This is a genomic window from Streptomyces sp. NPDC107471 (assembly GCF_055582845.1).
In genome coordinates, this window is sequence record NZ_JBVJPC010000014.1 from 1 (window position 1) to 21784 (window position 21784).

The window sequence follows — 21784 nt, forward strand, 5'->3', positions numbered from 1 at the left end:
CCGGCGGGCAGGTCGATGACGGCGGTGACCGGGGTGGGGGTGTCGAACGTCTGCATGCGGTGCTCCTGGGCTCGTCGTCGCTGTTTCCGATAGACTAAAAGCTACGTTGCATTCACGGAGTCGGCAACATATTTATTGCGCCGACAGCTCATCAATGCAGCTAGATACAGGGATTTCATTGCAACGACTCGGAGAGCAACGCAACGTCGGGGCGGACGCTCATTGCAATGGACTGCTGGTGAACGCTATGCCCCCGACGCACCGACCACCGGCGGCGCCCCGCCGTACCCCCACGGGTCATCCGCCCGCGCTCCGGCCGCCGTTGCCCGCGTTGTCCGCGAACTCCCCCGGATTTGTCCTTGATCCGTAACGGACGCATCCCGCAGCCGCTGTTCCTCGTCTTGCCAGGTGGCCACGGGGTGACCGGGGAATCGACGAGCAACTGCACGGAAGCGGGGCGGACATGGCACGGCACGGCGGGCGGGGCTGGAACGGCAAGGTACTCGGGGCGGCGCTCGGGGTGACGATGCTTGCCGCCGGTGCCTCCGTGTGGACCGCACAGGCCGGCGCCGTAGGCGGCACGTCGCCCAAGACGGGCACGTCGGCCGCTCAGGGCAGTGCCGTGAAAGCGGTCGACGTGACCATCGCGCACGCCTCGGACAAGGGGGCGCGTGGCGTCAACATCACCATCGACGACGGACCCGACCCCGTATGGACTCCCCAAGTCCTCGACGTGCTGCGGGAGTACGGGGTCAAGGCCACGTTCTGCATGGTGGGGACGCAGGCACAGGCCCACCCGGATCTGGTGAAGCGGGTGGTCGCCGCCGGGCACCGGCTGTGCGACCACTCGGTGTCCCACGACACCACCATGGACAAGAAGTCCGAGGCCTACCAGTCGCAGCAGATCCTCGATGCCGAACGCATGATCACCCAGGCGTCCGGAGGCGTACGGCCGATGTACTACCGCGCCCCCGGCGGCGCCTTCACGCCCTTCAGTCGCAAGCTCGCGGCATCCCGGGGCATGCGCCCGCTGGGTTGGAACGTGGACTCCAAGGACTTCGAACGACCGGGTACGGCAGCCATCGTCGCGACGGTCGAACAAGAGCTGCCGGGCGGCCCGACCGTCCTCTTCCACGACGCGGGCGGCGACCGTTCCCAGACCGTCGCGGCCCTGCGTGAGATCCTGCCCCGACTCAAGGAGCAGGGCTACTCGTTCGGCTTCCCCGTGCGCTGAGTCGGTGGTCGCGGGCGGTCCATGGGGCTCAGGGTCAGGGCTGCGCACCCGCCCCCGGCTCGACGTCGGCGACCCCCTGCCCCTACTTCAGGAAGTCCGGTTCCCAGGGCAGGACCCGGAAGTCGCCCGTGCCGTTCTTCACCTTCTCGAACGGCGCCGTACTGACGCACTTGGGCAGGTCCTTGGTCTCGATCGGGTTGCCCACCGACGCCCAGCTATAGCCGAGACGGTCGTGCCTGCCCATGTCGTGCACGGTGAAGCCGACCCGGTTGCCCTTCGCTCCCGGCAGGTCGGTGCGGGTGATGACCCCGCTGGCGACCGCGACCTTCCCGCCGGTCAACAGGCAGTCGATCCTCCCCTCGGCCCAGGCGCCCTGGCCGTCGAGGTAGTGGCTGAAGCGGAACGTTCCCGTGGCCTTCGCCGGGTCCATCCGGTGCTTGGCGGCGAGATGCGCGTCGAAGGTGAAGGTGATGTCGTCCCCGAGCGGCCGGTAGAGCTTGGCGGACCCCGTCAGGGCTGCGGCCTCCTTCGGTGTGTGCGGGGACTTGGTCCCCGCGGAGCGGTCCAGGGCCGTGGCGGAGGCGGTGCACGCGACGGTGATCAGGACGGCGGCGCCTGCGGCGACACGGATGCGGGTGGAGGCTGACACACTGCGACTCATCGCTGGTCCTTCCTCGTGGTGGGCGCCCGTTCTCCGCGGGCGCCCACCCAGAGTCCCGTGGACTGACGATGTCTCACATCGCCCCCCGAGTTGACGTGTTGCTCCGCCGCCCGGGGCACACGTGTGATCGCCGTGAGCCCGCAGAGGTACGCCCGCCTGCGTCCCAGGTCTTATGCGGAGGGGCAGGTGGAGGGGACGCTTTCCCGCGGCCCGACGGTGCCCGTGGAGTCCGTCATCCCTCCGCGGTGAGTTCCGTTTCCCAGCGCAGAAGGTCGCCCGGCTGGCACTCCAGTACCTCGCAGAGGGAGGCGAGCGTCGCGAAACGTACGGCCTTGGCGCGGCCGTTCTTGAGAACCGCCAGGTTGGCGGGTGTGATCCCCACGCGCTCCGCGAGTTCCCCCACGGACATCTTCCGCTTGGCCAGCATCACGTCGATGTCGACGGCGATCGGCATCAGATCACCTCGGCCAACTCGGCCTGCATCTGGGCTGCTTCGGCGTCACGCGCGACGGCCTGGGTGAGCAGCATCCGCAGCACGTACACGATGAGCGCGACTCCCAGGATGGCCACGCCGATCCCGGCCATGATGACGGTGACGCCCGGGTCCTCCCGTTGGCCCGGCGCGTTGACGGCGGTGACCGCGAACCACACGAGGGCGGCCGCCGCGATCGCGCCGATCACACCGTCCACGTACCGGAAGGCGGCGTGGGAGAACACGGTTCCGCGTCGCACCATCGAGACCAGCCGGCCCACGCAGACCACGGCGACCTGCACCGACACCATGCCGAGGACCGTGATCACACGCAGCGAGGTCAGAGGGAGGGATCCGTCCTCGGGATCCTTTCCGCTGACCAAGGCCCACACCATCAGCGCCTGTACGAACAGGGTGCCGGTGAACACCCCCACGAGCACCGCACGCAGTGCGTTGACAGCCAACTTGCCCATGACTCACCTCTCCATCGATTCGCGATGGAAACCTATCGAATATCGATAGGCGAAGCAAGAGGGGTGCGCCTCTCGGTCGGTAGTCGCAGTCGCGGCCGCTGAGGCTCGGCGTGGCGGCTGAGGGTCGGGCGTGGCGGCTGAGGCGCCCCGGCCGCAGGGTCGCAGTAGTTCCCGCAGCCTCAGTCGGCTTCCCGCTCTGCGGTGAGGCGCCGGAGCAGGTCGAGCAGGGTGGCGCGGTCGGCCTCCGGCAGGGGGGAGAAGCAGTCGGCGAGCACCCCGTCGGCCACCTTGTGTCCGGCCGCCAGCACCTGTTCGCCGGTGGGTGTGAGGTGGTGTTCGATGCGCCGTCCGTGTCCTGGTCGGCGTTCCACGAGGCTCTGGGCGGTGAGGCGGCCGGCGAGCGTGCCGAAGGCCTGCTCGGTCTGGAAGGTCGCCGCGGCCAGCTCGCGTGCGGACGCTCCGGGGGAGCGGCCGATCGCACGCAGCGCGTCCCACTGGGCCAGTGTCGTGCCGACCGTCTGGAGGGCGCTGTCGAGGGCCCTGTGCTGTCGGTACTGGGCCTGTTTGACCGCTCTGCCGAGTTCTTGCAGCTCGCCGTGCATGAGTCGAGTCTACGTCATAACCAAGCTAGCTTATATAAGCATCTTTAGTTAGGGTGATGGCATGTCCACAGACGCAGCGGCCGCAGCAGCCGCACATGCCGACCTGCCCCTCACCCTGTCCGAGGCCGGAAAGGGGAGGCCGGTCCTCGTCCTGCACGGTGGCGGAGGCCCGGCCACCGTCGCCGGCCTGGCCCAGCACCTCTCCCGCACCGCCCACACGATCACGCCCGTGCACCCCGGCTGGGAGGGCACCCACCGCCCGGCATCGCTCACCGGCATCGACGACCTCGCCGACACCTACCTGCACCTCCTGCGTGAACGCCGACTGAGCGACGTACTCGTCATCGGCTCCTCCCTCGGGGGCTGGACGGCCGCGGAGATGGCTCGGCGCGACACCGGGGGAACCATCACCGGTCTCGTCCTGATCGACGCCGTGGGCGTGCACGTCGAGACGGAACCGATCACCGACTTCTTCGCCCTGGACGCCCGCGGAGTCGCGGAACACTCCTGGCACGATCCCGACCGCTTCTACCTGGACCCGGCCGACATCCCCGCGGACGAACTCGTGCGCAGGCAGGCCAACATGGCCACCATGCGCATCCTCGCCGGCGACCCGTACATGCACAGCCCCACGCTGCTGTCGGAGCTCGGACGGATCAAGGTGCCCGCCCTGCTGCTCTGGGGGGAGAGCGACCGCATCGTCACTCCTGCCTACGGCGCCGCGTACGCCGAGGCGTTCGGAGACGGCCGACTCGAGGTCATCCCCGGGGCCGGCCACCTCCCGCAGATCGAACAGCCGGAGGCCACCTTCGCCCTGATCGAGGAGCACCTGCACCGGACGAGCAGTCGTCACCAGCGTCGGCGTTGAGGGATGTCGGACCTGGCCAAGGCGACCGGCGATCCCGCTTGTACGTCAGCCCTGGCGCCGGGGGTTCAGCGGCAGCCCGCGTCAGTCATCCCTGAGCCGAGCCGCCGGGACAGCAACCACCGGACCCTCGGCCGCCCAGCATGTGTCGTCGTGTCACTGCTCATCGAGGGGTTTTTTCCGGGCGAGGAACTCCTCGAACACCGCCTTCTGCTTCGGGTCCATGGAGCACCGCGCCTCCACGAGCGACCGCAATGCGGCCCCCACGCGACGATGGAACAGGGTGAACGGTCCGAACTCCTCCGGGTGGGCCGGCTTCGGCCCTTCCGCTTCCGCCCGGCTCTGCGGCCTGGCGGCACGCGCCGGGTAGGCGGCAGGGGCACAGTGTTCCCAGAGCGCGAGGGTGGCCGCGGGCACCAGCACGGCGTGCTCCGACTGGTCACGCCCCTCTCGCCTGAACGTGACATCGACGGGCTCGCCGACCGCCTCGGCCAGCCCGAGCACCCCTTCCATCTCATCGTCGACGGGACCACCGACCACCACGTCCATCTGAATCCCCATGCCGCCCGAGGCTACTTGCCGCCTCTGACGGGGGAGTTCGAACGCCATGCCCGGAAAAACCGTTGGACCGGCCGACGGGGGCCCGTCATATGGTTCGGGGCGCGGAGACGCATCAGGTCGGCGGGGGAATGGTGGATGGCGGAACTGTACGAGATCTGGCAGCAGGCGGAGGTGTCGCGCCGGCTCGACGTGCTGTCGGGGTTCATCGCCATGTGCGTTGCGGCTGACGACGGCTCGAAACGCCGTCTCGCCCGTCTGGTCGCCGAGGCGGACGCGGCCCTTTCCGCCTCGCCTCCGGATGTCGTGACCGCCGGGGAGTGTCTGGACGAGCTTGTCCAGTGGGCCGACACGGAGTGGGCCGATCACCCCTACCGTCCTGTGGAGGCCCGTCCTGACGAGGCCGATCGGCAGACGCGTGACTACGCCAAGGACTTGCGGCACACCGCGCTCCCGATCGTCGTCCGGGACGAGATGGGCCGCATCGAACTCAGTCTTGAAGTGGGGTTCCTGTCGTTGTGCCAGCAACCGGGGCTCGACTGCATGACCCGCCAGGACATCTTCTACGTCGCCGGCCGCGCGGCGATGGCACTCGATCTCGGCTACCTGGACGTGGCGGAGCAGGAAATCCAGCGCATGGAACAGGTGGGTTCAGTGGACCCACAGGAGAGCCGCTGACGCTGACCCAGACCCGCTGAGGTGCAGGTGTCAGTCCGTCCCACCCGACGACCCCCGCCCCATCCGTACGAACAGGCAGAACGGGTGTCCCGCCGGGTCCCGCAGGACTCTTACGTCGTCCTGCGGCTGGTAGTCCGCCATGACCGCCCCCAGGGCGAGCGCGCGATCGACGGCCGATGACAGGTCGTTCACCTCGATGTCCAGGTGCATCATCATCTGCTGTCCGGACTCGGGGGTGGGCCACCGCGGGGGTTGGAAGCGCGGTTCCGTCTGGAAGGACAGCGCGGCCGTGCCGTCGGGCGATGTGATCTCGACCCAGTCCGGTTCCTCCTTACGTGTCCGCCATCCGAGCAGGCCGCGGTAGAACCGCGCGAGCTCACCGGCGTCCGGTGCGTCGAGGGTGGTCGCGGCCAGGGTGAAACGCGGTTGAGGGTCCATGCGGTAGTGCTGCCCCGTGTCGCCGCTGTCAGCCCGGGAAAACAGGTTCCGGCGTTCTCGCCGCACTGACGATGGCTGTTCCAATTGAACGTTTCAATTCCCCGAATCGGCGGATCACTCACGGGGGATTGCGTGGGCGCAATGCAAGGGTGTGGTCGAAGTGTTGGCTCTGACCTGCATGTTCACGTGCCATCCGCGTCTCCTCTCCCTCAATACATGTGAGAAGTCTTGACGTTGGCGATGTCCGAGCTTAGCGTCTGCGCCTGCGTCGTAAAACGATTCAATCCGCGCTGTCCCGAAGAAGGGGGCCCGCACGTTGCCCGTCCCGCATGTCTTCGCCGCTCTGTCCCGCCGTCAGGTACTCATCACCGCCACGGCGGCCGCCACCGCACTCGGCCACCCCGCCGCGGCACACGCGGCCGAACCGACCCCCCGTCCGGCGAGCGACCCCAACGCCCCCGCACCCGTTCCCGCCTTCGCTCCCGCCGCCACCCCACCCCTTGCCGAGTTCGACCTCCGCGACGTCCGCCTGCTGGAGAGCCCCTTCCTCGACAACATGCGCCGCACCTGCGCATATCTCCTCTTCGTGGACCTCGACAGGCTCCTGCACACCTTCCGGCTGAACGTCGGTCTGCCCTCCAGCGCTCAGCCCTGCGGCGGCTGGGAGGCGCCGAACATCCAACTGCGCGGCCACACCACGGGACATCTGCTCAGCGCCCTGGCCCAGGCCCACGCAAACACCGGTGATCCGGCCTACGCCGACAAGGGCCGTGCCCTCGTCTCCGCCCTCGCGGAGTGCCAACGGGCGGCTCCCGCAGCCGGGTTCACGCCCGGGTACCTGTCCGCCTTCCCGGAGTCGGTCTTCGCTCAACTGGAGGCGGGCGGCAAGCCCTGGGCGCCGTACTACACGCTGCACAAGATCATGGCGGGCCTACTGGACCAGTACCGGCTCAGCTCCAACCGTGAAGCCCTGGACGTGCTGCGGGAGATGGCCGCCTGGACCGAGGCCCGTACCGCGCCGCTGACCTACGAGCGGATGCAGAACCTGCTCAAGGTGGAGTTCGGCGGCATGAACGACGTGCTGATGCGACTCCACCTGGAGACGGGTGACCCGGTCCACCTGCGCACCGCGCGCCGGTTCGACCACGAGGAGCTGTACGGCCCGCTCGCCGCCGGCCGTGACGAGCTCGCCGGGCGGCACGCCAACACCGAGATCGCCAAGATCGTCGGGACGGTGCCGTCGTACGAGGCGACGGGGGAGAGCCGCTACCTCGACATCGCGGACACGTTCTGGACGACCGTCGTACGGCACCACTCCTACGCCATCGGCGGCAACTCCAACCAGGAGCTCTTCGGGCCGCCTGACGAGATCGTCAGCAGGCTCTCGGAGGTTACCTGCGAGAACTGCAACAGCTACAACATGCTCAAGCTGGGCCGCCACCTCTTCCTGCACCGCCCCGAACGGGCCGCGTACATGGACCACTACGAGTGGACGCTCCACAACCAGATGCTGGGGGAGCAGGACCCCGACTCGGCGCACGGGTTCGTCACCTACTACACCGGCCTGTGGGCGGGTTCCCGGCGTGAGCCCAAGGGGGGACTCGGCTCGGCGCCGGGCAGCTACAGCGGCGACTACGACAACTTCTCCTGCGACCACGGAAGCGGTCTGGAGACCCATACCAAGTTCGCCGACTCCGTCTACTTCCGTTCCCGTGACCGGCGCCATCCGGCCCTCTGGGTCAATCTCCTCATCCCGTCCGAAGTCCGTTGGCGGGAACAGGGGGTGACGATACGTCAGGAGACGCGTCATCCTGCCGAGGCGCACACCCGGCTCACCGTCACCGAAGGCCGTGGGCGCTTCGCACTGCACATCAGGATCCCGGGATGGGTCGCGGACACCGCGCGCGACGCCGTACTGAAGGTCAACGGCCGCACCCTCGACACCCGCCTCAAGCCGGGCACATACGCGAAGATCGACCGGTCCTGGCGCCCCGGCGACACCGTGGACCTCAGCCTGCCCCGCCGCCCGGTGTGGACCCCGGCCCCCGACAACCCGCAGATGACAACGCTGTCCTACGGCCCCCTCGTGCTCGCGGGCGAGTACGGCGACACCGACCTCGCCACGGTCCCGACGATCCTGCCGAGGTCCCTGCGACCGGTCCCCGGCACCACCACCCGCTTCACCGCGCTCGCGGACGGATCCCCGGTCTCCCTGCGGCCCTTCCACGAGATCCAGCACCAGCGTTACAACGTCTACTGGGCGGTGACCCCTCGTCGTGGTCGCGAACAAGACGTCGCGCACTACCCGTTGAACGGTTCAGCGGCCGACGCCACCGGCACCTTCGCCGACGCCACCCTGGCCGGCGGCGCGGTCTGGGACGACGACGGCACGGGCCCTGCCGTGCTGCTCAATGGCAGCGGTGGCCATCTGGCGCTTCCGCCCGGGCTGTTGAGCGGGCTGGACGAGGTGACGATCAGTGTGCGCGTACGCGTCGACGCCCTCGCCTCCTCGGCCCGCGTCTTCGACTTCGGCTATCACAAGGACACCTACCTCTTCCTCGCCGCCACCACCGGAGCCGGCCGTGCCCGCGCCGCGCTGAAGATCGCCGGCATGGAACGGGAGGACTTCATCGACGCCGGCGGACCTCTGCCGGTGGGCCGGTGGACCCATGTGGCGCTCACCCTCGCCGGGGGCGTCGGCGTGCTCCACGTCGACGGTGTCGAGGCAGGCCGCAACCCGGCCATGGTGGCGAGCCCGCTGCTGCTCGGCGTGACCACCCGTTCCTACCTCGGCCGGTCCCAGAACAGCACCCATCCCTACCTCAAGGGCGCCGTACGCGATCTGCGCGTCCACAACCGGGCCCTCACGGCGGCCGAGGTCGCCGACCTCGCCGCGGGCTGAGCCCCGCCTCCGTACCGCTCACTCTTCGCAACAGCCCTTATTCACATGGCACTTCGCAGGAGCTTCCGCATGCCCGACTCCACGCCCGACACCCCTCTGTCCAGACGCGGCTTCGTCGCCGCCGCCGGCGTAGGCACCGCCCTCGCCACCGGACTCCCCGGCCTCGGCCTCGCCGTTCCCGCCGCCTCCGCCGCGCCCGGCACCCCGGCACCCGGCAGCGCGCCCGCCGCCTTCACCGCCGGCCGTTTCACCGACCCGCCCAAGGACAGCCGCCCCACCGTCTACTGGTACTGGAACGGCCCCGTCACCCCCGAACTCGTCGACCGGCAGATGGCCGACCTGCGCGACAAGGGCATGTACGAGGTCATCCTGTTCTCCTTCGACAACGACGCCATGCGGCCGGTCTTCTTCAGCGAGGAATGGTTCGACATCGTCGGGCATGTGCTGAGCACGGCCGAGCGCACCGGTATGCGGGTGTGGCTCTTCAACGACGACCACTTCCCCAGCGGCCGGGCCGGCGAGTACGTCGTCAAGGGCGGCACGGTCGGCTCCCGCACCTACCAGCCGCGCCCCGACCTGCGGCTGAAGGCGCTCTGGCGTTCCACCACCGTGGTGCAGGGGCCCGCCCGCGTCGACCTGCGACGCAGCACCGGACTCGGCGTGGAGGCCGGCCACCTTGTCGCCGACGCCGCCGTGCTGGCCGGAGCGAGCGTGCTGCGCGGCGGCGAGGACTGGACCGACCTGACCGTCACCGCGAGCGCCAAGGCCGACCACACCGCGGCCGGGCTGGTGGTGCGCGCCTCCGCCGACGGTCTCGACGGTTACGCCGTCACCTTCGACCAGACCGGCGTGGTCACCGTGCTCCGCCTGACGCGCGACGCCGACCCCGTGCAACTGCTGCGCAGCACCCGCACCGACGGCTTCAACAAGACGAAGTACCACACCCTCACGGTCGCCGTGAGCGGTGCCACCCTCACGGTCACACTCGACGGACGGGCCAAGGGCACCGTCACCGACGACCGTTTCGCCTCCGGCGGCGTCGGGGTGCGCGCGGTCGGCGACGAACGCGGACTGTTCGACACGCTCGCCGTCACCGCGCCCGACGGCACGACCCTGTACACCACCGCTTTCGACGACGCCGCCGACGCGGGAGACTTCCCCGACCGGCCCACGCTCCCCGTGCAGGCCGCCGCCGCTGCCGCCCGCCCCGAGGGCTCCACGGACGCGACCGACGTCACGGACCTCACGGGTCAGTTGACCGGGGCACACAACTGGCAGGTCCCCGAGGGGCGTTGGCAGATCGACCTGTTCGGCGGCACACCCCTCGTCGACGACACCCAGGGATACAGCCGCAGTTACGTCGACCTCCTCGACGACGAGCCGGTCGACCTCTTCCTCGACATCGTGCCGGGGGAGTACCACCGCCGCTTCAAGAGGTACTTCGGCACCGTCGTGCCCGGCTTCTGGGACGACGAGCCGTTCTTCGCGTCCGCCGAGGCCCACTTCAAGCGGCTGCCCTGGTCGCCCACGCTCGACGCGGCCCTGCGCGCGGTGGACGTCGAGCCGGGTGTGGCCTACGCCGGCGCCTTCGACGACCTCGGCCGTACCGGCCGTATAGCCCGCGGCCTGTACTGGCAGGCCGTCTCCAACCGGTTCGCGCGGTACTTCCGCTCCCAGGCCCGTTGGTGCGAGGAGCGCGGAGTCGCCCTCATCACCAACCCGCTCTACGACGAGACGGCACCCTCCAAGCGCGTCCCCACCACCGGCGACCTGCACAAGGTCAACCAGTGGGCCCAGGTGCCCGGCGGGGACATCATCACCGCCGAGTACGTGGCCGGACAGCAGACCATGCTGCCCCGCAACCCGGTCTCGGTCGCCCACCAGATGGGCCGGGAACGGGCGTTGATGGAGATGTTCGGCAACATGGGCTGGCAGGTCACGCCCGGTTTCGTGCACGCGACCGTCGGCGCCCAGGCCGCCCGCGGCGTCAACCTGACCGTCCTGCACGCCCTGTGGACCGACGAGGCCGTCGTCTACTTCCCGCCGCCCTTCGGCCCGCGCGCCCCCTGGTGGTGGTCGATGCGGTCCCTCGCCGAGTGGATCGGCCGGGTCATGGAGGCCGCCCGCGGCACCTCCGCCGCCCGCACCGCACTGCTCCAGCCGCAACGCGCCGCCGAGCAGTGGTCCGGCACCACCCGGCAGGGCGAGGTCGACGGCGCCCTCAGCGACGCCGCCTACGCGCTGGAGCGCGCCCAGGTCGACTTCGACCTCCTCCACGAAGGCGCCCTGACCGGCGACCCCGACCTGCTGGCCCACGCCCGGGTGCGCGCCGGGCGGCTCGACGTGGGAGAGGCCCGCTACGACCTCGTCGTCCTGCCGGTGACACCGACCCTGGACACCGCAGCCGTCCGCGCCCTCGCCGCCTTCGCCCGCGCCGGCGGCACGGTCGTCGCCGTCGGCACCCTGCCCGCCGACGAGGCCGACGGCAACGACCGCTCCCTCAGCCGCGCCCTCGCCGACCTGTTCGGCGACACCGTCCCCGGAACTCGCCCGGTCGGCCGCGGCCGCGCGGTGCGCGTCGCCGACGTCACCGCCCTGGGCGCCGCCGCACACGAGGCCGGAGCCGCGGCCGCCGTCCTCGAACCGGCGAGCGAGTCCGTCCGCGTCCTGCGCGTGACCCGGGGCGCCGACACCGCGTTCGTGCTCAACAACGAGAGCGGCACGGCCGTGACGACCACCGCGGTCCTTCCCGCCACCGGAGTCCCCGAACTGTGGGACCCCGCCACCGGCGGGACCGGGGCCGCGCCGGTGTACCGCGAGAGCAGGCGCGGCCTGCACGTACCGCTCACCCTCGCACCGTACGAGACCCGGATCGTCCTCGTGCGCGCCCACGGCCCGGTCCGGCCGCACCTCACCGACGCCCCGGTCGACGTCCTGGCCGTCGAACGGGACGGGCGGGTCCTGCGCGCGACCGCCGAGGTGACGGAGCCCGGCCGGTACCCGCTCACCGGCACCGACGCCGGCCGCACCTACCGCGGCACGCTCCGGGTCGACGACCCGCTCACGCCGGTCCCCGTCACCGGCGACTGGACGCTCACCCTGGAACGTGACGGGGACACCCCCGTCACGGGACCGCTCGGAAGCTGGACCACCCGCGCCCCGCTGTACTCCGGCACCGGCACCTACACCAAGGACCTCGACGTGGACCGGGACGTCCTCGACGGGCGGCGGGTCCTGCTCGACCTCGGAGACGTGCGGGACGTGGCCGGAGTGACCGTCAACGGCACGGACCTGGACCCCCTGTTGTGGGCGCCGTTCGTCACCGACGTCACCGGGCTGCTCGTGCCCGGCCGCAACCGGATCGCCGTACGCGTCTCCAACACCCTCTCCAACGAACGCAACAAGCCCCTGCCGTCCGGCCTGCTCGGCCCGGTCACCCTGCGCTTCAAGCGGCGCGCGACCGTCGAGCTGGACCGCGTGTGACGACCCCCTCCTCCCGAAGGACCACGATGCCCCGATCCGGACCCCGCACCGCACGGCCACGCCTAGCCGCCGTGCTGCCCGCGGCCCTGACCGCACTGCTCACCGCCGTGTCCGTCACCGTCCCGGCCGCCGCCGCGACCACCGGCACGCCGATCCCGGTGCACCTGCGCACCCAGCACCTCGACGAGGCCCTCGGCATCGACGACACCACCCCCGTGCTGAGCTGGCAGACCACCGCACGCACCATGAACACCCTCCAGAGCGCCTACCGCGTCCAGGCCGCCACCAGCCTCGAGCGCCTGCGCTCCGGCAAGCCCGACCTGTGGGACTCCGGCAAGGTCGCGACCGCCGTACCGGAGACGACGTACGCGGGCCGCGCGCTCGGCTCCCGCACCCGCGTCCACTGGCGCGTGCAGCTCTGGTCCGGCGGCCACCGCGACTCCGGCTGGAGCGCCCCTGCCGTCTTCGAGACCGGCCTCACCAAGCCCGCCGACTGGCAGGCCCGGTGGATCACGCACCCCGAATGGCGGCTCAGCGAACGGCAGATCGAGCCGGTGACGGTCAAACTGCCCCGCACCACGGCCCGTTACCTGCGCCTCGACGTCACCCGCCTCGGACTGCCCCTCAAGGAGAGCGTCGACGCCGACACCTGGCGGCTCCAGCTCGGCGAGATCGACGTACGCGACTCCGCGACCTCGGCGACCGGCCTGGCCAAGGGCGCCGCGGTCACCGCCTCCGAGACCTACACCGTCCGCAAGACCTACGAACCCGCCCTCGCCGTCGACGGCCTGAACAACAGCGCCCTGCAGACGTCCGCCGGCTACTCCAGCGCGGCCCACACCTCCGCCGACGTCTCGGCCGCCCCCCTCACCCTCACCCTCGACCTCAAGTCGGCCAAGACCTTCGACGAAGTGGCGCTCTACCCGCGCGCCGACGTCCTCACCGAGGACGGCCAGGTCCCGAACTTCCCCACGGACTACGCCCTCTCGACGGCCGACGCGGCCACCGGACCGTACGCGACCCTCGCGCAAGTGACCGGCGGACGGGCGCCGAAGCCCTATCTGCCGGCCGGACTCCCGCTGCTCGCCGACGACTTCACCCTCCCGCGCGGCATCCGCAGCGCCCGCCTCCACATCGCCGGACTCGGCATCTACGACGCCACCCTCAACGGCGAACCCGTCGGCGACGCGGTGCTGGAGCCCGCCAACACCGACTACCGCGACCGCGTCCAGTACGCCACCTACGACGTCACCGACCGCCTGCGCACCGGCGCCAACACCCTCGGCGTGGCCCTCGGCAACGGCATGTCCAACGTCGTCAGCACCGCCGACCGCTACCGCAAGCTGTACGGCAACATCAGCGACCCCAAGCTCATCGCCCAACTCGAGATCACCCTGGCCGACGGCACCCGCCGTGTCGTGACCAGCGGCGACGACTGGCGCACCACGCTCGGTCCCACCACCTCCAGCAACTGGTACGGCGGCGAGGACTACGACGCCCGGCGCGAGATCCCGCACTGGGACGAGCCGAAGGGCGACCACAGCACCTGGGAGCACGCCGTGACGGTGTCCGCCCCCGGCACCGCCGACGCGCCCGCCGCGCTCAGCGCCCGCGAGACCGAACCGATCAGGGTGGTGGAGACCCTCAACGGCAAGGAGGTCGACGGGGCCGACGGCAGCCGGGTCTTCGACCTCGGCCGCAACATCGCCGGCTGGCCCGAGCTCACCGTCAGCGCTCCCGCCGGGACGCAGATCCGCGCCTACCCGGCCGAGAGCCTCAAGGACGGGCACGCCTTCCAGTCCATCAGCAACGTCGGCGCACCCCTGTGGGACAGCTACACCACCCGCGACAGCCGCACCGCCACCTGGCATCCGACGTTCAGCTACCACGGCTTCCGCTATCTGGAGATCAAGGGGCTGCCCGAGGGCGCGCAGGTGTCGGTGCGCGGCAAGGTCCTGCGCACCGAGAACGCCTCCGCCGGGGACTTCACCAGCTCCGACCCGCTGGTCAACGGCATCCACGGCATCATCCGGCGGGCCATGGAGGGCAACATGATGAGTGTCCTCACCGACTGCCCGAGCCGGGAGAAGCTGGGCTGGCTGGAACAGGACCAGCTCGTCTTCCCCGCACTCGCCGCGAACTTCGACATGCAGGCGCAGATGCGGAAGATCGTGCGGGACATGGCGGACGCCCAGACCACCGAGGGCCTGATCCCCAGCACGGTCCCCGAGTACACGAACCTGCCGGGCGCCTACCGCAACGACGCCAACTGGGGCGGCGCCTTCGTCCTCGTGCCCTGGCAGCTCTACACCACCTACGGCGACCAGGACACCCTGCGCACCTACTACCCGCGGATGCGCCAGTACGCGGCCTTCCTGAGGACCCAGGTCTCCGCGGGCATCCTCGACTACGGCCTCGGGGACTGGTTCACCCCGGACCGCACCTTCCCCCGCGCGGTCGCCGGCACCTACGGCTACTGGCGCGTGGTCGACGCCCTGTCCCGGATCGCCGGCGTGCTGGGTGACGACCGGGCCGCCGCGGACTACCGCGCCGAGGCCGACACGTCATCGCGGGCCCTCGCGGCGAAGTACTACGACGCCTCGGCCGGCACGTTCGCCGGCGGCGGCCAGGGGGCGGAGGCCCTCGCGCTGGACATGGGCGCCTACCCGGCGGGGGAGCGGGACCGGCTGCTGGCCCACTTCGTGGCCTCGGTCGAGGCCGCCGACCACCACCTGCTGCTCGGTGAGATCTCCCTGCCGGCCGCGTTCCGGGTGCTGTCCGCCGCCGACCGCGACGACATCGTGTACCGCATCGCCACCAGCACCACCAGCCCCAGCTACGGTTACCAGGTGCTCGCCGGCAACACCACCCTCGGCGAGTCCTGGGACGGTGGACCCGGCCAGTCGCAGAACCACTTCATGCTCGGCGCGATCGACTCCTGGTTCACCGGCCGGCTCGCCGGCATCGGGCAGACGGCCGACTCCGTGGGCTACCGGGAACTGCTCATCGACCCCGCGGTCGAGGGCGACCTGACCTCGGCCTCCGGTTCCTACCGCACGCCCTACGGCCTGGCCCGTACCGGCTGGACCCGTGCCGCGGACGCCTTCCGGCTCACGGTCGACGTCCCCGCGGGCAGCACGGCCGAGGTCCACGTCCCGGCGGCCGACGGCCACGCCGACGCCCCGGCGGGAGCGGAGCCGACGCGCACCACGGCCACGGAGGTCGTCTACCGGGTCGGCTCCGGCCGGTGGACGTTCGCTTCGACGCTGCCCTCGGCGGCGTCCTGACGCTCTCCCGAGGGGTGGGACGGCCGGCCCGGGGTAGCCGCCTCTGTACGAAGACCTGGTCGCACAGGAGTTGTCGTCGACCTCTCGGGAGGACAGTCATGCCTGGCATGTTGGAGAAGATCAAGCAGTTCAGCCGGAGTCCGCAGGGTCGGCGTGCCGCAGAGCAGGTGCGCCGTGCCTCGGCCGACCCGCGACGCCGGGCGCAGGCGCGCCAACTGCTCGGCAAGCTCCGGGGCCGGAGCCGCTGAGCCGGGCAGAGGCGACGCCTCCACGTCCCCACATCCCCGAGCGGTCCGCGCGAGTGCTGCGCGGGCCGCTCGGAGGCGCTGGTCGGGGGCGGTGGTCGGAGGCGACAGTGGGGACATGGGACGCCGGCCCGCATCCGTACGCACCGCCGCTGCCGAAGAAGGGTGAGCAGCGCGCTCACCACGGGCCGGGGAAGGAGGCGCGCCGATGACCGACCTCCGTGATCGGCTGAGCAGGGCCGTGTTCCGGCGCGTGGCGGGCCCGAACGGTCCGGCCAACCGTGCCCGTATCCACGACACTCCGGGCCCCCGGTGGTTCGGTCCCGAGCGGCCCATCCGCGCCGTCCACGGTGACGCGTCGATGTTCATCGGCGGCCTGAGCGCCCTCCTCCTGCAGTCCCTGCATCCGCTCGCCATGGCCGCCGTCTCCGCGCACTCCGGGTTCCGCGGCGACCCCTGGGGACGGTTGCAGCGCACCAGCACCTTCCTGGCCGTCACGACGTACGGCACCGCGTCCGACGCCGAGGAGGCCGTCGCGCGGGTGCGCGGCATCCACGAGCGGGTCCGCGGGACGACGGCCGACGGACTCGCCTACCACGCCGCGGACCCGCACCTGCTGGGCTGGGTGCACGCGGCCGAGACCGACAGCTTCCTGCGCGCCCACGAACGCTACGGCGCCCGGTCGCTGGACGCCGCGGGGTACGACGCCTACGTGGCCGACACCGCGCGGGTCGCGGAGGAGCTCGGGGTGATCGACCCGCCGCGCGACCGCGAGGCCCTGGCCGAAACCCTGGCGACGTATCTGCCCGAACTGCGAGCCACTCCGGAAGCCCGGGCCGCCGCCCGGTTCCTGCTGCTGCACCCGCCCGTCCCGCTCGCCGCACGGCCGTTCTACGGCGTCCTGGCGGCGAACGCGGTCGCCCTGCTGCCGCCCTGGGCTCGGAGGGTGCTGCACCTGCCCCGGCTCCCGGTGCTGGAGGGGCTCGCGATACAGCCCTCGGGCCTCCTGCTGACCCACACGATCCGCTGGGTCATGACACCGGGCGCGCGCACGCGGGTGGAGTGAGTCTTACGGGCGGTCGTGTGCGCTGATCGTCGAACCTCCCGGGACACCGGCCTTGGGAAAAGGGTTTCCCGGAGGTGAGGCCGCGCAGGACCACCTCAGGACGACTCGCGCACCACCAGCCGGCAGGGGACGGTGTGCCGGCCGGGTTCGGGCCGGGCGCCGATCGCGTCGAGGAGCCGGAGGGCGGCCTGGCGGCCGATCTCGGAGAGGTCGGTGTCGATCGTGGTGAGCGGCGGCCGGCAGGCCAGGGCCATGATGTCCCAGTTGTCGTACCCCACGATCGCCACCCTGCCCGGCACGTCCACGCCCCTCTCGCGCAGGGTGTCGGCGACGCCCCGGGCGATCTGGTCGTTGCCGCAGAAGAAGGCGTCCGTGTCCGGGGCGATGCGCAGGACCGCCTCGGCCGCGCGGCGCCCCCACGCCTCGCTCCACTCGCCGAAGTGGACGCGTCCGGTGGCGAGTTCGAGCGAGGAGCGCTCCAGCAGCTCGACGGTGTGCCGGGCGCGGTCCTGGGCGGCCGCGTGGTGTGCCGGGCCGGTGATGTGCGCGATCCGGGTGCGTCCGGTCGCCAGCAGGTGCTCGACGGCGAGCCGGGCTCCGCTGCGGTCGTCCGAGACCACGGAGATGTCGTCCGGGTCCGTGGACGGTGACAGCGCGTAGACCGTCGGGATCGGCTCGATGCCCTTGAGGGGCGGCCTCGGGTCGGTGCGGCGGCCGGTCACGATGATGCCGTCCACCCGCCGGTCCATGAGGTTGCGCAGATGGTGCTGCTCGCGGATGGCGTCGCCGCGGGTGTCGCACAGCAGCACCGAGATCTTCCCGGCACCGAGCGCGTCCTCGGCGCCGAGGAGGACGGGGGTGCTGAACCGGCCGATGCCGTCGGTGGTCATCAGCCCGACGGTCCAGCTCCGGCCCGTGTGCAGGCTCTGCGCGTGCTGGTTCGGGCGGAAGTCGAGCTCCTCCACGGCGGCCAGGACCCGTTGCCGTGTCTCGGGCCGCATCCTGCCGTTGCCGTTGAGTGCCTTCGAGGCCGTTCCGACGCTGACGCCGGCCAGCCTGGCCACATCGGCGAGTTTTGCCCGTCCGGTGGCGGGAGAACCCGGAACAGCGGTCACGCGCAATCCTTTTCCTGGTGGGTGTGAGCCCTCGACATCCTGGCACCGATCCCCGGCGCTGGCCAGCCCCGCCAGCGGGAAACAAATACTGCGGCGTACCTCTTGACTCGTGCGCACCGGCTCTCTACTTTTCCGGCAGAAAAACGTTTTCCCAAAGCGGATCCGAAAGGCGGGCCACCCCCGCCGGACGCCGCGGCCACCGTGGGCCGGAAGTGCACCGTATCCCCGGCCCGCTCCCCATCCAACCGTTCGGAGAGCCATGCCCCACCCCCGTTCCGCCGTGCCCTCCTCCGCGTCCGCGCCCCCGGCCCTGCCCGAGCAGCCGGTCGTCCCGGCGGGGCCGGTCCGCCCGGGCCCGGCCGCCAAGGCCGCGCTCGCCCCCGCCGCCGTCGAGGTGCACGGCGGTTTCTGGAGCACCCGGCGCCGGGTGAACGGACGGACCTCCATCCCCCAGGGTCCCGCACTGCTGGAGTCCGCGGGAAACCTGAACAACCTGCGGGTGGCGGCCGGTCGCACCGAGGGGGAGTTCCAGGGCGCCTACCCGTTCGTGGACTCCGACGTCTACAAGTGGCTGGAGGCCGCCTCCTGGGAGCTGGCCGGGCGAGCTGACGAGCAGGACGGCACGCTCGCGGCCGACGTCGAGCGCATCGTCTCCCTCGTCGCCGGCGCCCAGCAGCCCGACGGATACCTCAACACCTGGTTCCAGCTCCTCAAGGGCGGCGAGCGCTACAAGGACCTGCGCTGGGGCCACGAGCTGTACTGCGCGGGACACCTCATCCAGGCCGCCGTCGCCCACCACCGGGCCACCGGACGCCGTGAACTCCTCGATGTGGCGGTGCGGTTCGCCGACCACATCGACTCGGTCTTCGGCCCGCCCGGGAGCGGAAAGCCGATCGACGGCGTCGACGGCCACCCAGAGGTCGAGACGGCCCTGGTCGAGCTGTACCGGGAGACGGGGGAGCGCCGGTACCTGGAGCTCGCCGGCTACTTCGTCGACCGCTTCGGCCACGGTCTGCTCGGCGGCGAGGCGTACTGCCAGGACCGCGTCCCGCTGCGCGAGGCGACCGACGTCGAGGGGCACGCCGTACGCCAGTTGTACCTGCTGGCGGCCGCGACCGACCTGGCGACCGAGAACGGGGACACGGAACTGCGCGCCGTCACGGAGCGGCTGTGGGCCGCGATGACCGCCGCCAAGACCCACCTCACGGGCGGCCTGGGCGCCCATCACGACGAGGAGGACTTCGGCGACCCGTACGAGCTGCCCAACGAGCGGGCCTACTGCGAGACCTGCGCCGCCATCGCCTCCGTTCAGTGGAGCTGGCGCATGGCCCTGCTCACCGGCGAGGCCCGCTACTCCGACCTGATCGAACGCACCCTGTTCAACGGCTTCCTGGCCGGGGTGTCGCTGGACGGCGAGCGATGGCTGTACGTCAACCCGCTCCAGGTCCGCGACGGCCACACCGACCCCGGCGGCGACCAGTCGGCCCGCCGCACCCGCTGGTTCCGCTGCGCCTGCTGCCCGCCCAACGTGATGCGGCTGCTGGCCTCCCTGGAGCACTACCTCGCCTCCAACGACGGCAGCGGCCTCCAGATCCACCAGTACGTCACCGGCCGCTACACCGGCGACCTCGACGGCACCCCGGTCGCCGTCGGCGCCGAGACCGACTACCCCTGGCAGGGCACGATCGCCCTCACCGTCGAGGAGTCCCCGGCCGACCGGCCCTGGACCCTCTCGCTGCGCATCCCGCAGTGGTGCGACTCGTACCGGGTCCGGTGCGGGGACACGGCCTACGACCGGACGGACGCCCCCGCCCCCGACGGCTGGCTGCGCATCGAACGGACCTGGGCACCGGGCGACCGGGTCGTCCTCGAACTCGCGCTGGCGCCCCGCCTCACCGCCGCCGACCCCCGGGTGGACGCCGTACGCGGCTGCGTCGCCATCGAACGCGGACCGCTCGTGTACTGCCTGGAAGGGGTCGACCACCCCGGCGGCGGCCTCGACGACATCGTCCTCGACCCGGCCCGCCCGCTCGCCGACGCGCACCGCCCCGACCTGCTGGGCGGCGTGATCACGGTGACGGCCGCCGGGTACCGCCGCCCCCGGCCCGAGCCCGGCTGGTGGCCCTACGCCCCCGCCGACGCCCAGCCCTCCGCGTCGGAGCCCGCGCCCGTCGCCCTCACCGCTGTGCCCTACTACGCGTGGGCCAACCGCCAGGACGGCAGCATGCGGGTCTGGCTGCCGATCCAGTGAGCCCATCCAGCGAGTTCACCCAGTGAGCCCACCCGTCGAGCCCAGCTCCGTCCTTGGGCCCCACACGCCCTACGCCCCCCTCGCCCCGCCCGTCCCTTCGAGCCGCCCCAAGACAACGAGGTCGCCGTGAGAAACACCCGTCGCACCCTGATAGCCGCCGTCGCCACCGCCGGTGCGCTCGTCTCCGTCGCCGCCTGCGGCGGTGGTTCCGACTCCTCCGCCTCCGGTTCCGGCAGCACCGGCGGGACGTACACCTTCTGGGACCCGTACCCGCAGTTCGACGCCTCCTCGCCGTGGGGACGACTGGTGAGCAAGTGCGGCACCGGTGCCGGCGTCGAGATCAAGCGCACGGCCATGGACACCACGGACCTGGGGAACAAGGCGCTGCTCGCCGCCCAGCAGGGCAACGCCCCCGACGTGATGCTCGTGGACAACCCGGTCGTCTCCACGCTCGTGGAGGCGGGCATCCTCAACAAGACCATCGATCTCGGACTGGACACCACGTCCGTCCAGAAGAACATCCTCGGCGCGGGCGAGATCGACGGCGCCTCGTACGGCGTTCCCATCGGCGCAAACACCCTCGCGCTCTACTACAACAAGCAGGTCCTCACCGCCGCGGGTGTCGACCCGGCCTCCGTCAAGGACTGGGACTCTCTCACGGCCGCGCTCAAGAAGGCCAAGGCGGCCGGCAAGAAGGGCATCACCTTCTCCGCGATCAACACCGAGGAGGGCAGCTTCCAGTTCCTGCCCTGGTTCTGGGGCGCGGGCGGCGACCTCACCCGGCTCGACTCGGCCGACGGCGTGGCCGCGCTGTCCCTGTGGAAGGGATGGGTGGACGAAGGACTGGCCCCCAAGGACGTCCTGCAGAACACCCAGACCACGAGCTGGCAGGAGTTCGCCACCGGCGACTACGCCTTCGGCGAGAACGGCACCTGGCAGCTCGGCAACGCCGACAAGGCCGGGTTCGAATACGGCGTCATCAGCGTCCCCGCGCGCGCCGGCGGGGCGGCGCCGGTGCCGACCGGCGGCGAGTTCGTCACCGTCCCGGTCCAGAAGGACAGCGGACGGTACGACGTCACCAAGAAGATCGTCACCTGTCTCACCAGCTCCGCCAACCTGCTGGCCACGGACACCACCCTGGCCTACGTCGCGCCCACCTCCGAGGTACAGGCCGAGCAGGTCAAGGCGAACCCCGAACTGAAGCCGTGGGTGGACGCGGTGGCCGCGGCACGCGGTCGCACCAGCGGCGGTCTGGGCACCAAGTACCCGGTGATCTCACAGCCGTTGTGGACCGCCGTGCAGAGCGCCCTGTCCGGCGGCCAGAGCCCGCAGGCCGCCCTCGACGCAGCGCAGAAGGCCGCGGACAAGGGCAGGAGCTGACCACTCGACGCCCTCGCGGCACCTTCCCGGGTCCTGCCCCCGGCCGCCGCACGGCACCCGCAACCGCCCGGACA

The 21784-nt window shown here is 71.2% G+C and carries 17 protein-coding genes; 10 read left to right on the plus strand and 7 right to left on the minus strand.

Annotated elements, in window-relative coordinates; all coding sequences use genetic code 11:
* The first annotated feature begins 463 nt into the window (after positions 1-463).
* The gene (locus tag ACZ66S_RS35195) at positions 464-1234 is read left to right on the plus strand and encodes a polysaccharide deacetylase family protein (protein ID WP_469905626.1); all 771 of its coding nucleotides are present in this window, start codon (positions 464-466) and stop codon (positions 1232-1234) included.
* Between the two features lie 82 nt (positions 1235-1316).
* Here ACZ66S_RS35195 and ACZ66S_RS35200 read toward each other — a convergent pair whose 3' ends face one another.
* From ACZ66S_RS35200 to ACZ66S_RS35215, 4 genes are all read right to left on the minus strand, one after another.
* A complete protein-coding gene (locus tag ACZ66S_RS35200; RefSeq protein ID WP_469905627.1) occupies positions 1317-1895 on the minus strand; it encodes a hypothetical protein in 579 nt (192 codons plus the stop codon).
* 232 nt (positions 1896-2127) lie between these two features.
* Entirely contained in the window at positions 2128-2349 is a 222-nt protein-coding gene (locus tag ACZ66S_RS35205) for a helix-turn-helix domain-containing protein (protein WP_469905628.1), read from the minus strand.
* Positions 2349-2840: a DUF2975 domain-containing protein gene (locus tag ACZ66S_RS35210; RefSeq protein WP_469905629.1), complete on the minus strand. Its 492-nt coding sequence runs from the start codon at positions 2838-2840 to the stop codon at positions 2349-2351. The genes ACZ66S_RS35205 and ACZ66S_RS35210 overlap by 1 nt, the downstream gene beginning before the upstream one ends.
* A 179-nt stretch (positions 2841-3019) precedes the next feature.
* Positions 3020-3442, minus strand: coding sequence for a MarR family winged helix-turn-helix transcriptional regulator (locus ACZ66S_RS35215; RefSeq protein ID WP_469905630.1), 423 nt, complete (start codon positions 3440-3442; stop codon positions 3020-3022).
* 61 nt (positions 3443-3503) lie between these two features.
* Between ACZ66S_RS35215 and ACZ66S_RS35220 the strand changes: the two genes are divergently transcribed.
* Positions 3504-4310 carry an alpha/beta fold hydrolase gene (locus ACZ66S_RS35220; RefSeq protein ID WP_469905631.1) on the plus strand — a complete coding sequence of 269 codons (807 nt, stop codon included), beginning with the start codon at positions 3504-3506 and terminating at the stop codon, positions 4308-4310.
* Between the two features lie 153 nt (positions 4311-4463).
* Here ACZ66S_RS35220 and ACZ66S_RS35225 read toward each other — a convergent pair whose 3' ends face one another.
* On the minus strand, positions 4464-4868 hold the full coding sequence (locus tag ACZ66S_RS35225; protein ID WP_469905632.1) for a hypothetical protein: 405 nt from the start codon (positions 4866-4868) through the stop codon (positions 4464-4466).
* A gap of 135 nt (positions 4869-5003) precedes the next feature.
* Here ACZ66S_RS35225 and ACZ66S_RS35230 point away from each other — a divergent pair, with 135 nt between their 5' ends.
* Positions 5004-5543: a hypothetical protein gene (locus ACZ66S_RS35230; protein ID WP_469905633.1), complete on the plus strand. Its 540-nt coding sequence runs from the start codon at positions 5004-5006 to the stop codon at positions 5541-5543.
* A 30-nt stretch (positions 5544-5573) separates the two neighbouring features.
* On the opposite strand, the gene ACZ66S_RS35235 is transcribed toward ACZ66S_RS35230, so the two are convergent.
* Positions 5574-5981, minus strand: a complete 408-nt coding sequence (locus ACZ66S_RS35235) for a VOC family protein (protein ID WP_469905634.1) — start codon at positions 5979-5981, stop codon at positions 5574-5576.
* Between the two features lie 316 nt (positions 5982-6297).
* On the opposite strand from ACZ66S_RS35235, the gene ACZ66S_RS35240 reads away from it, so the two are divergent.
* From ACZ66S_RS35240 to ACZ66S_RS35260, 5 genes are all read left to right on the plus strand, one after another.
* Entirely contained in the window at positions 6298-8883 is a 2586-nt protein-coding gene (locus ACZ66S_RS35240; protein WP_469905635.1) for a glycoside hydrolase family 127 protein, read from the plus strand.
* Between the two features lie 69 nt (positions 8884-8952).
* Entirely contained in the window at positions 8953-12366 is a 3414-nt protein-coding gene (locus ACZ66S_RS35245) for a glycosyl hydrolase (protein WP_469905636.1), read from the plus strand.
* 26 nt (positions 12367-12392) lie between these two features.
* The gene (locus ACZ66S_RS35250) at positions 12393-15653 is read left to right on the plus strand and encodes a family 78 glycoside hydrolase catalytic domain (protein WP_469905637.1); all 3261 of its coding nucleotides are present in this window, start codon (positions 12393-12395) and stop codon (positions 15651-15653) included.
* 98 nt (positions 15654-15751) lie between these two features.
* Positions 15752-15901: a hypothetical protein gene (locus ACZ66S_RS35255; RefSeq protein ID WP_167348048.1), complete on the plus strand. Its 150-nt coding sequence runs from the start codon at positions 15752-15754 to the stop codon at positions 15899-15901.
* Between the two features lie 205 nt (positions 15902-16106).
* Positions 16107-16964, plus strand: coding sequence for an oxygenase MpaB family protein (locus tag ACZ66S_RS35260; protein WP_469905638.1), 858 nt, complete (start codon positions 16107-16109; stop codon positions 16962-16964).
* Positions 16965-17059: 95 nt separating this feature from the next.
* Here the strand turns inward: ACZ66S_RS35260 and ACZ66S_RS35265 are convergent, their stop codons facing one another.
* Positions 17060-18079 carry a LacI family DNA-binding transcriptional regulator gene (locus tag ACZ66S_RS35265; RefSeq protein WP_469905639.1) on the minus strand — a complete coding sequence of 340 codons (1020 nt, stop codon included), beginning with the start codon at positions 18077-18079 and terminating at the stop codon, positions 17060-17062.
* Between the two features lie 259 nt (positions 18080-18338).
* On the opposite strand from ACZ66S_RS35265, the gene ACZ66S_RS35270 reads away from it, so the two are divergent.
* Positions 18339-20330 (plus strand): glycoside hydrolase family 127 protein, encoded by a 1992-nt coding sequence (locus ACZ66S_RS35270; protein ID WP_469905640.1) that lies wholly within the window; start codon positions 18339-18341, stop codon positions 20328-20330.
* A 126-nt stretch (positions 20331-20456) separates the two neighbouring features.
* The gene (locus tag ACZ66S_RS35275; RefSeq protein ID WP_469905641.1) at positions 20457-21710 is read left to right on the plus strand and encodes a sugar ABC transporter substrate-binding protein; all 1254 of its coding nucleotides are present in this window, start codon (positions 20457-20459) and stop codon (positions 21708-21710) included.
* Positions 21711-21784: the final 74 nt, after the last annotated feature.

Coding starts and splice junctions, on each gene's coding strand:
- ACZ66S_RS35215 (WP_469905630.1), bottom strand. CDS start 3,442: ATGCACGGCGAGCTGCAAGAACTCGGCAGAGCGGTCAAACAGGCCCAG.
- ACZ66S_RS35260 (WP_469905638.1), top strand. CDS start 16,107: ATGACCGACCTCCGTGATCGGCTGAGCAGGGCCGTGTTCCGGCGCGTG.
- ACZ66S_RS35225 (WP_469905632.1), bottom strand. CDS start 4,868: ATGGGGATTCAGATGGACGTGGTGGTCGGTGGTCCCGTCGACGATGAG.
- ACZ66S_RS35235 (WP_469905634.1), bottom strand. CDS start 5,981: ATGGACCCTCAACCGCGTTTCACCCTGGCCGCGACCACCCTCGACGCA.
- ACZ66S_RS35195 (WP_469905626.1), top strand. CDS start 464: ATGGCACGGCACGGCGGGCGGGGCTGGAACGGCAAGGTACTCGGGGCG.
- ACZ66S_RS35210 (WP_469905629.1), bottom strand. CDS start 2,840: ATGGGCAAGTTGGCTGTCAACGCACTGCGTGCGGTGCTCGTGGGGGTG.
- ACZ66S_RS35270 (WP_469905640.1), top strand. CDS start 18,339: ATGCCCCACCCCCGTTCCGCCGTGCCCTCCTCCGCGTCCGCGCCCCCG.
- ACZ66S_RS35250 (WP_469905637.1), top strand. CDS start 12,393: ATGCCCCGATCCGGACCCCGCACCGCACGGCCACGCCTAGCCGCCGTG.
- ACZ66S_RS35255 (WP_167348048.1), top strand. CDS start 15,752: ATGCCTGGCATGTTGGAGAAGATCAAGCAGTTCAGCCGGAGTCCGCAG.
- ACZ66S_RS35200 (WP_469905627.1), bottom strand. CDS start 1,895: ATGAGTCGCAGTGTGTCAGCCTCCACCCGCATCCGTGTCGCCGCAGGC.
- ACZ66S_RS35230 (WP_469905633.1), top strand. CDS start 5,004: ATGGCGGAACTGTACGAGATCTGGCAGCAGGCGGAGGTGTCGCGCCGG.
- ACZ66S_RS35220 (WP_469905631.1), top strand. CDS start 3,504: ATGTCCACAGACGCAGCGGCCGCAGCAGCCGCACATGCCGACCTGCCC.
- ACZ66S_RS35245 (WP_469905636.1), top strand. CDS start 8,953: ATGCCCGACTCCACGCCCGACACCCCTCTGTCCAGACGCGGCTTCGTC.
- ACZ66S_RS35205 (WP_469905628.1), bottom strand. CDS start 2,349: ATGCCGATCGCCGTCGACATCGACGTGATGCTGGCCAAGCGGAAGATG.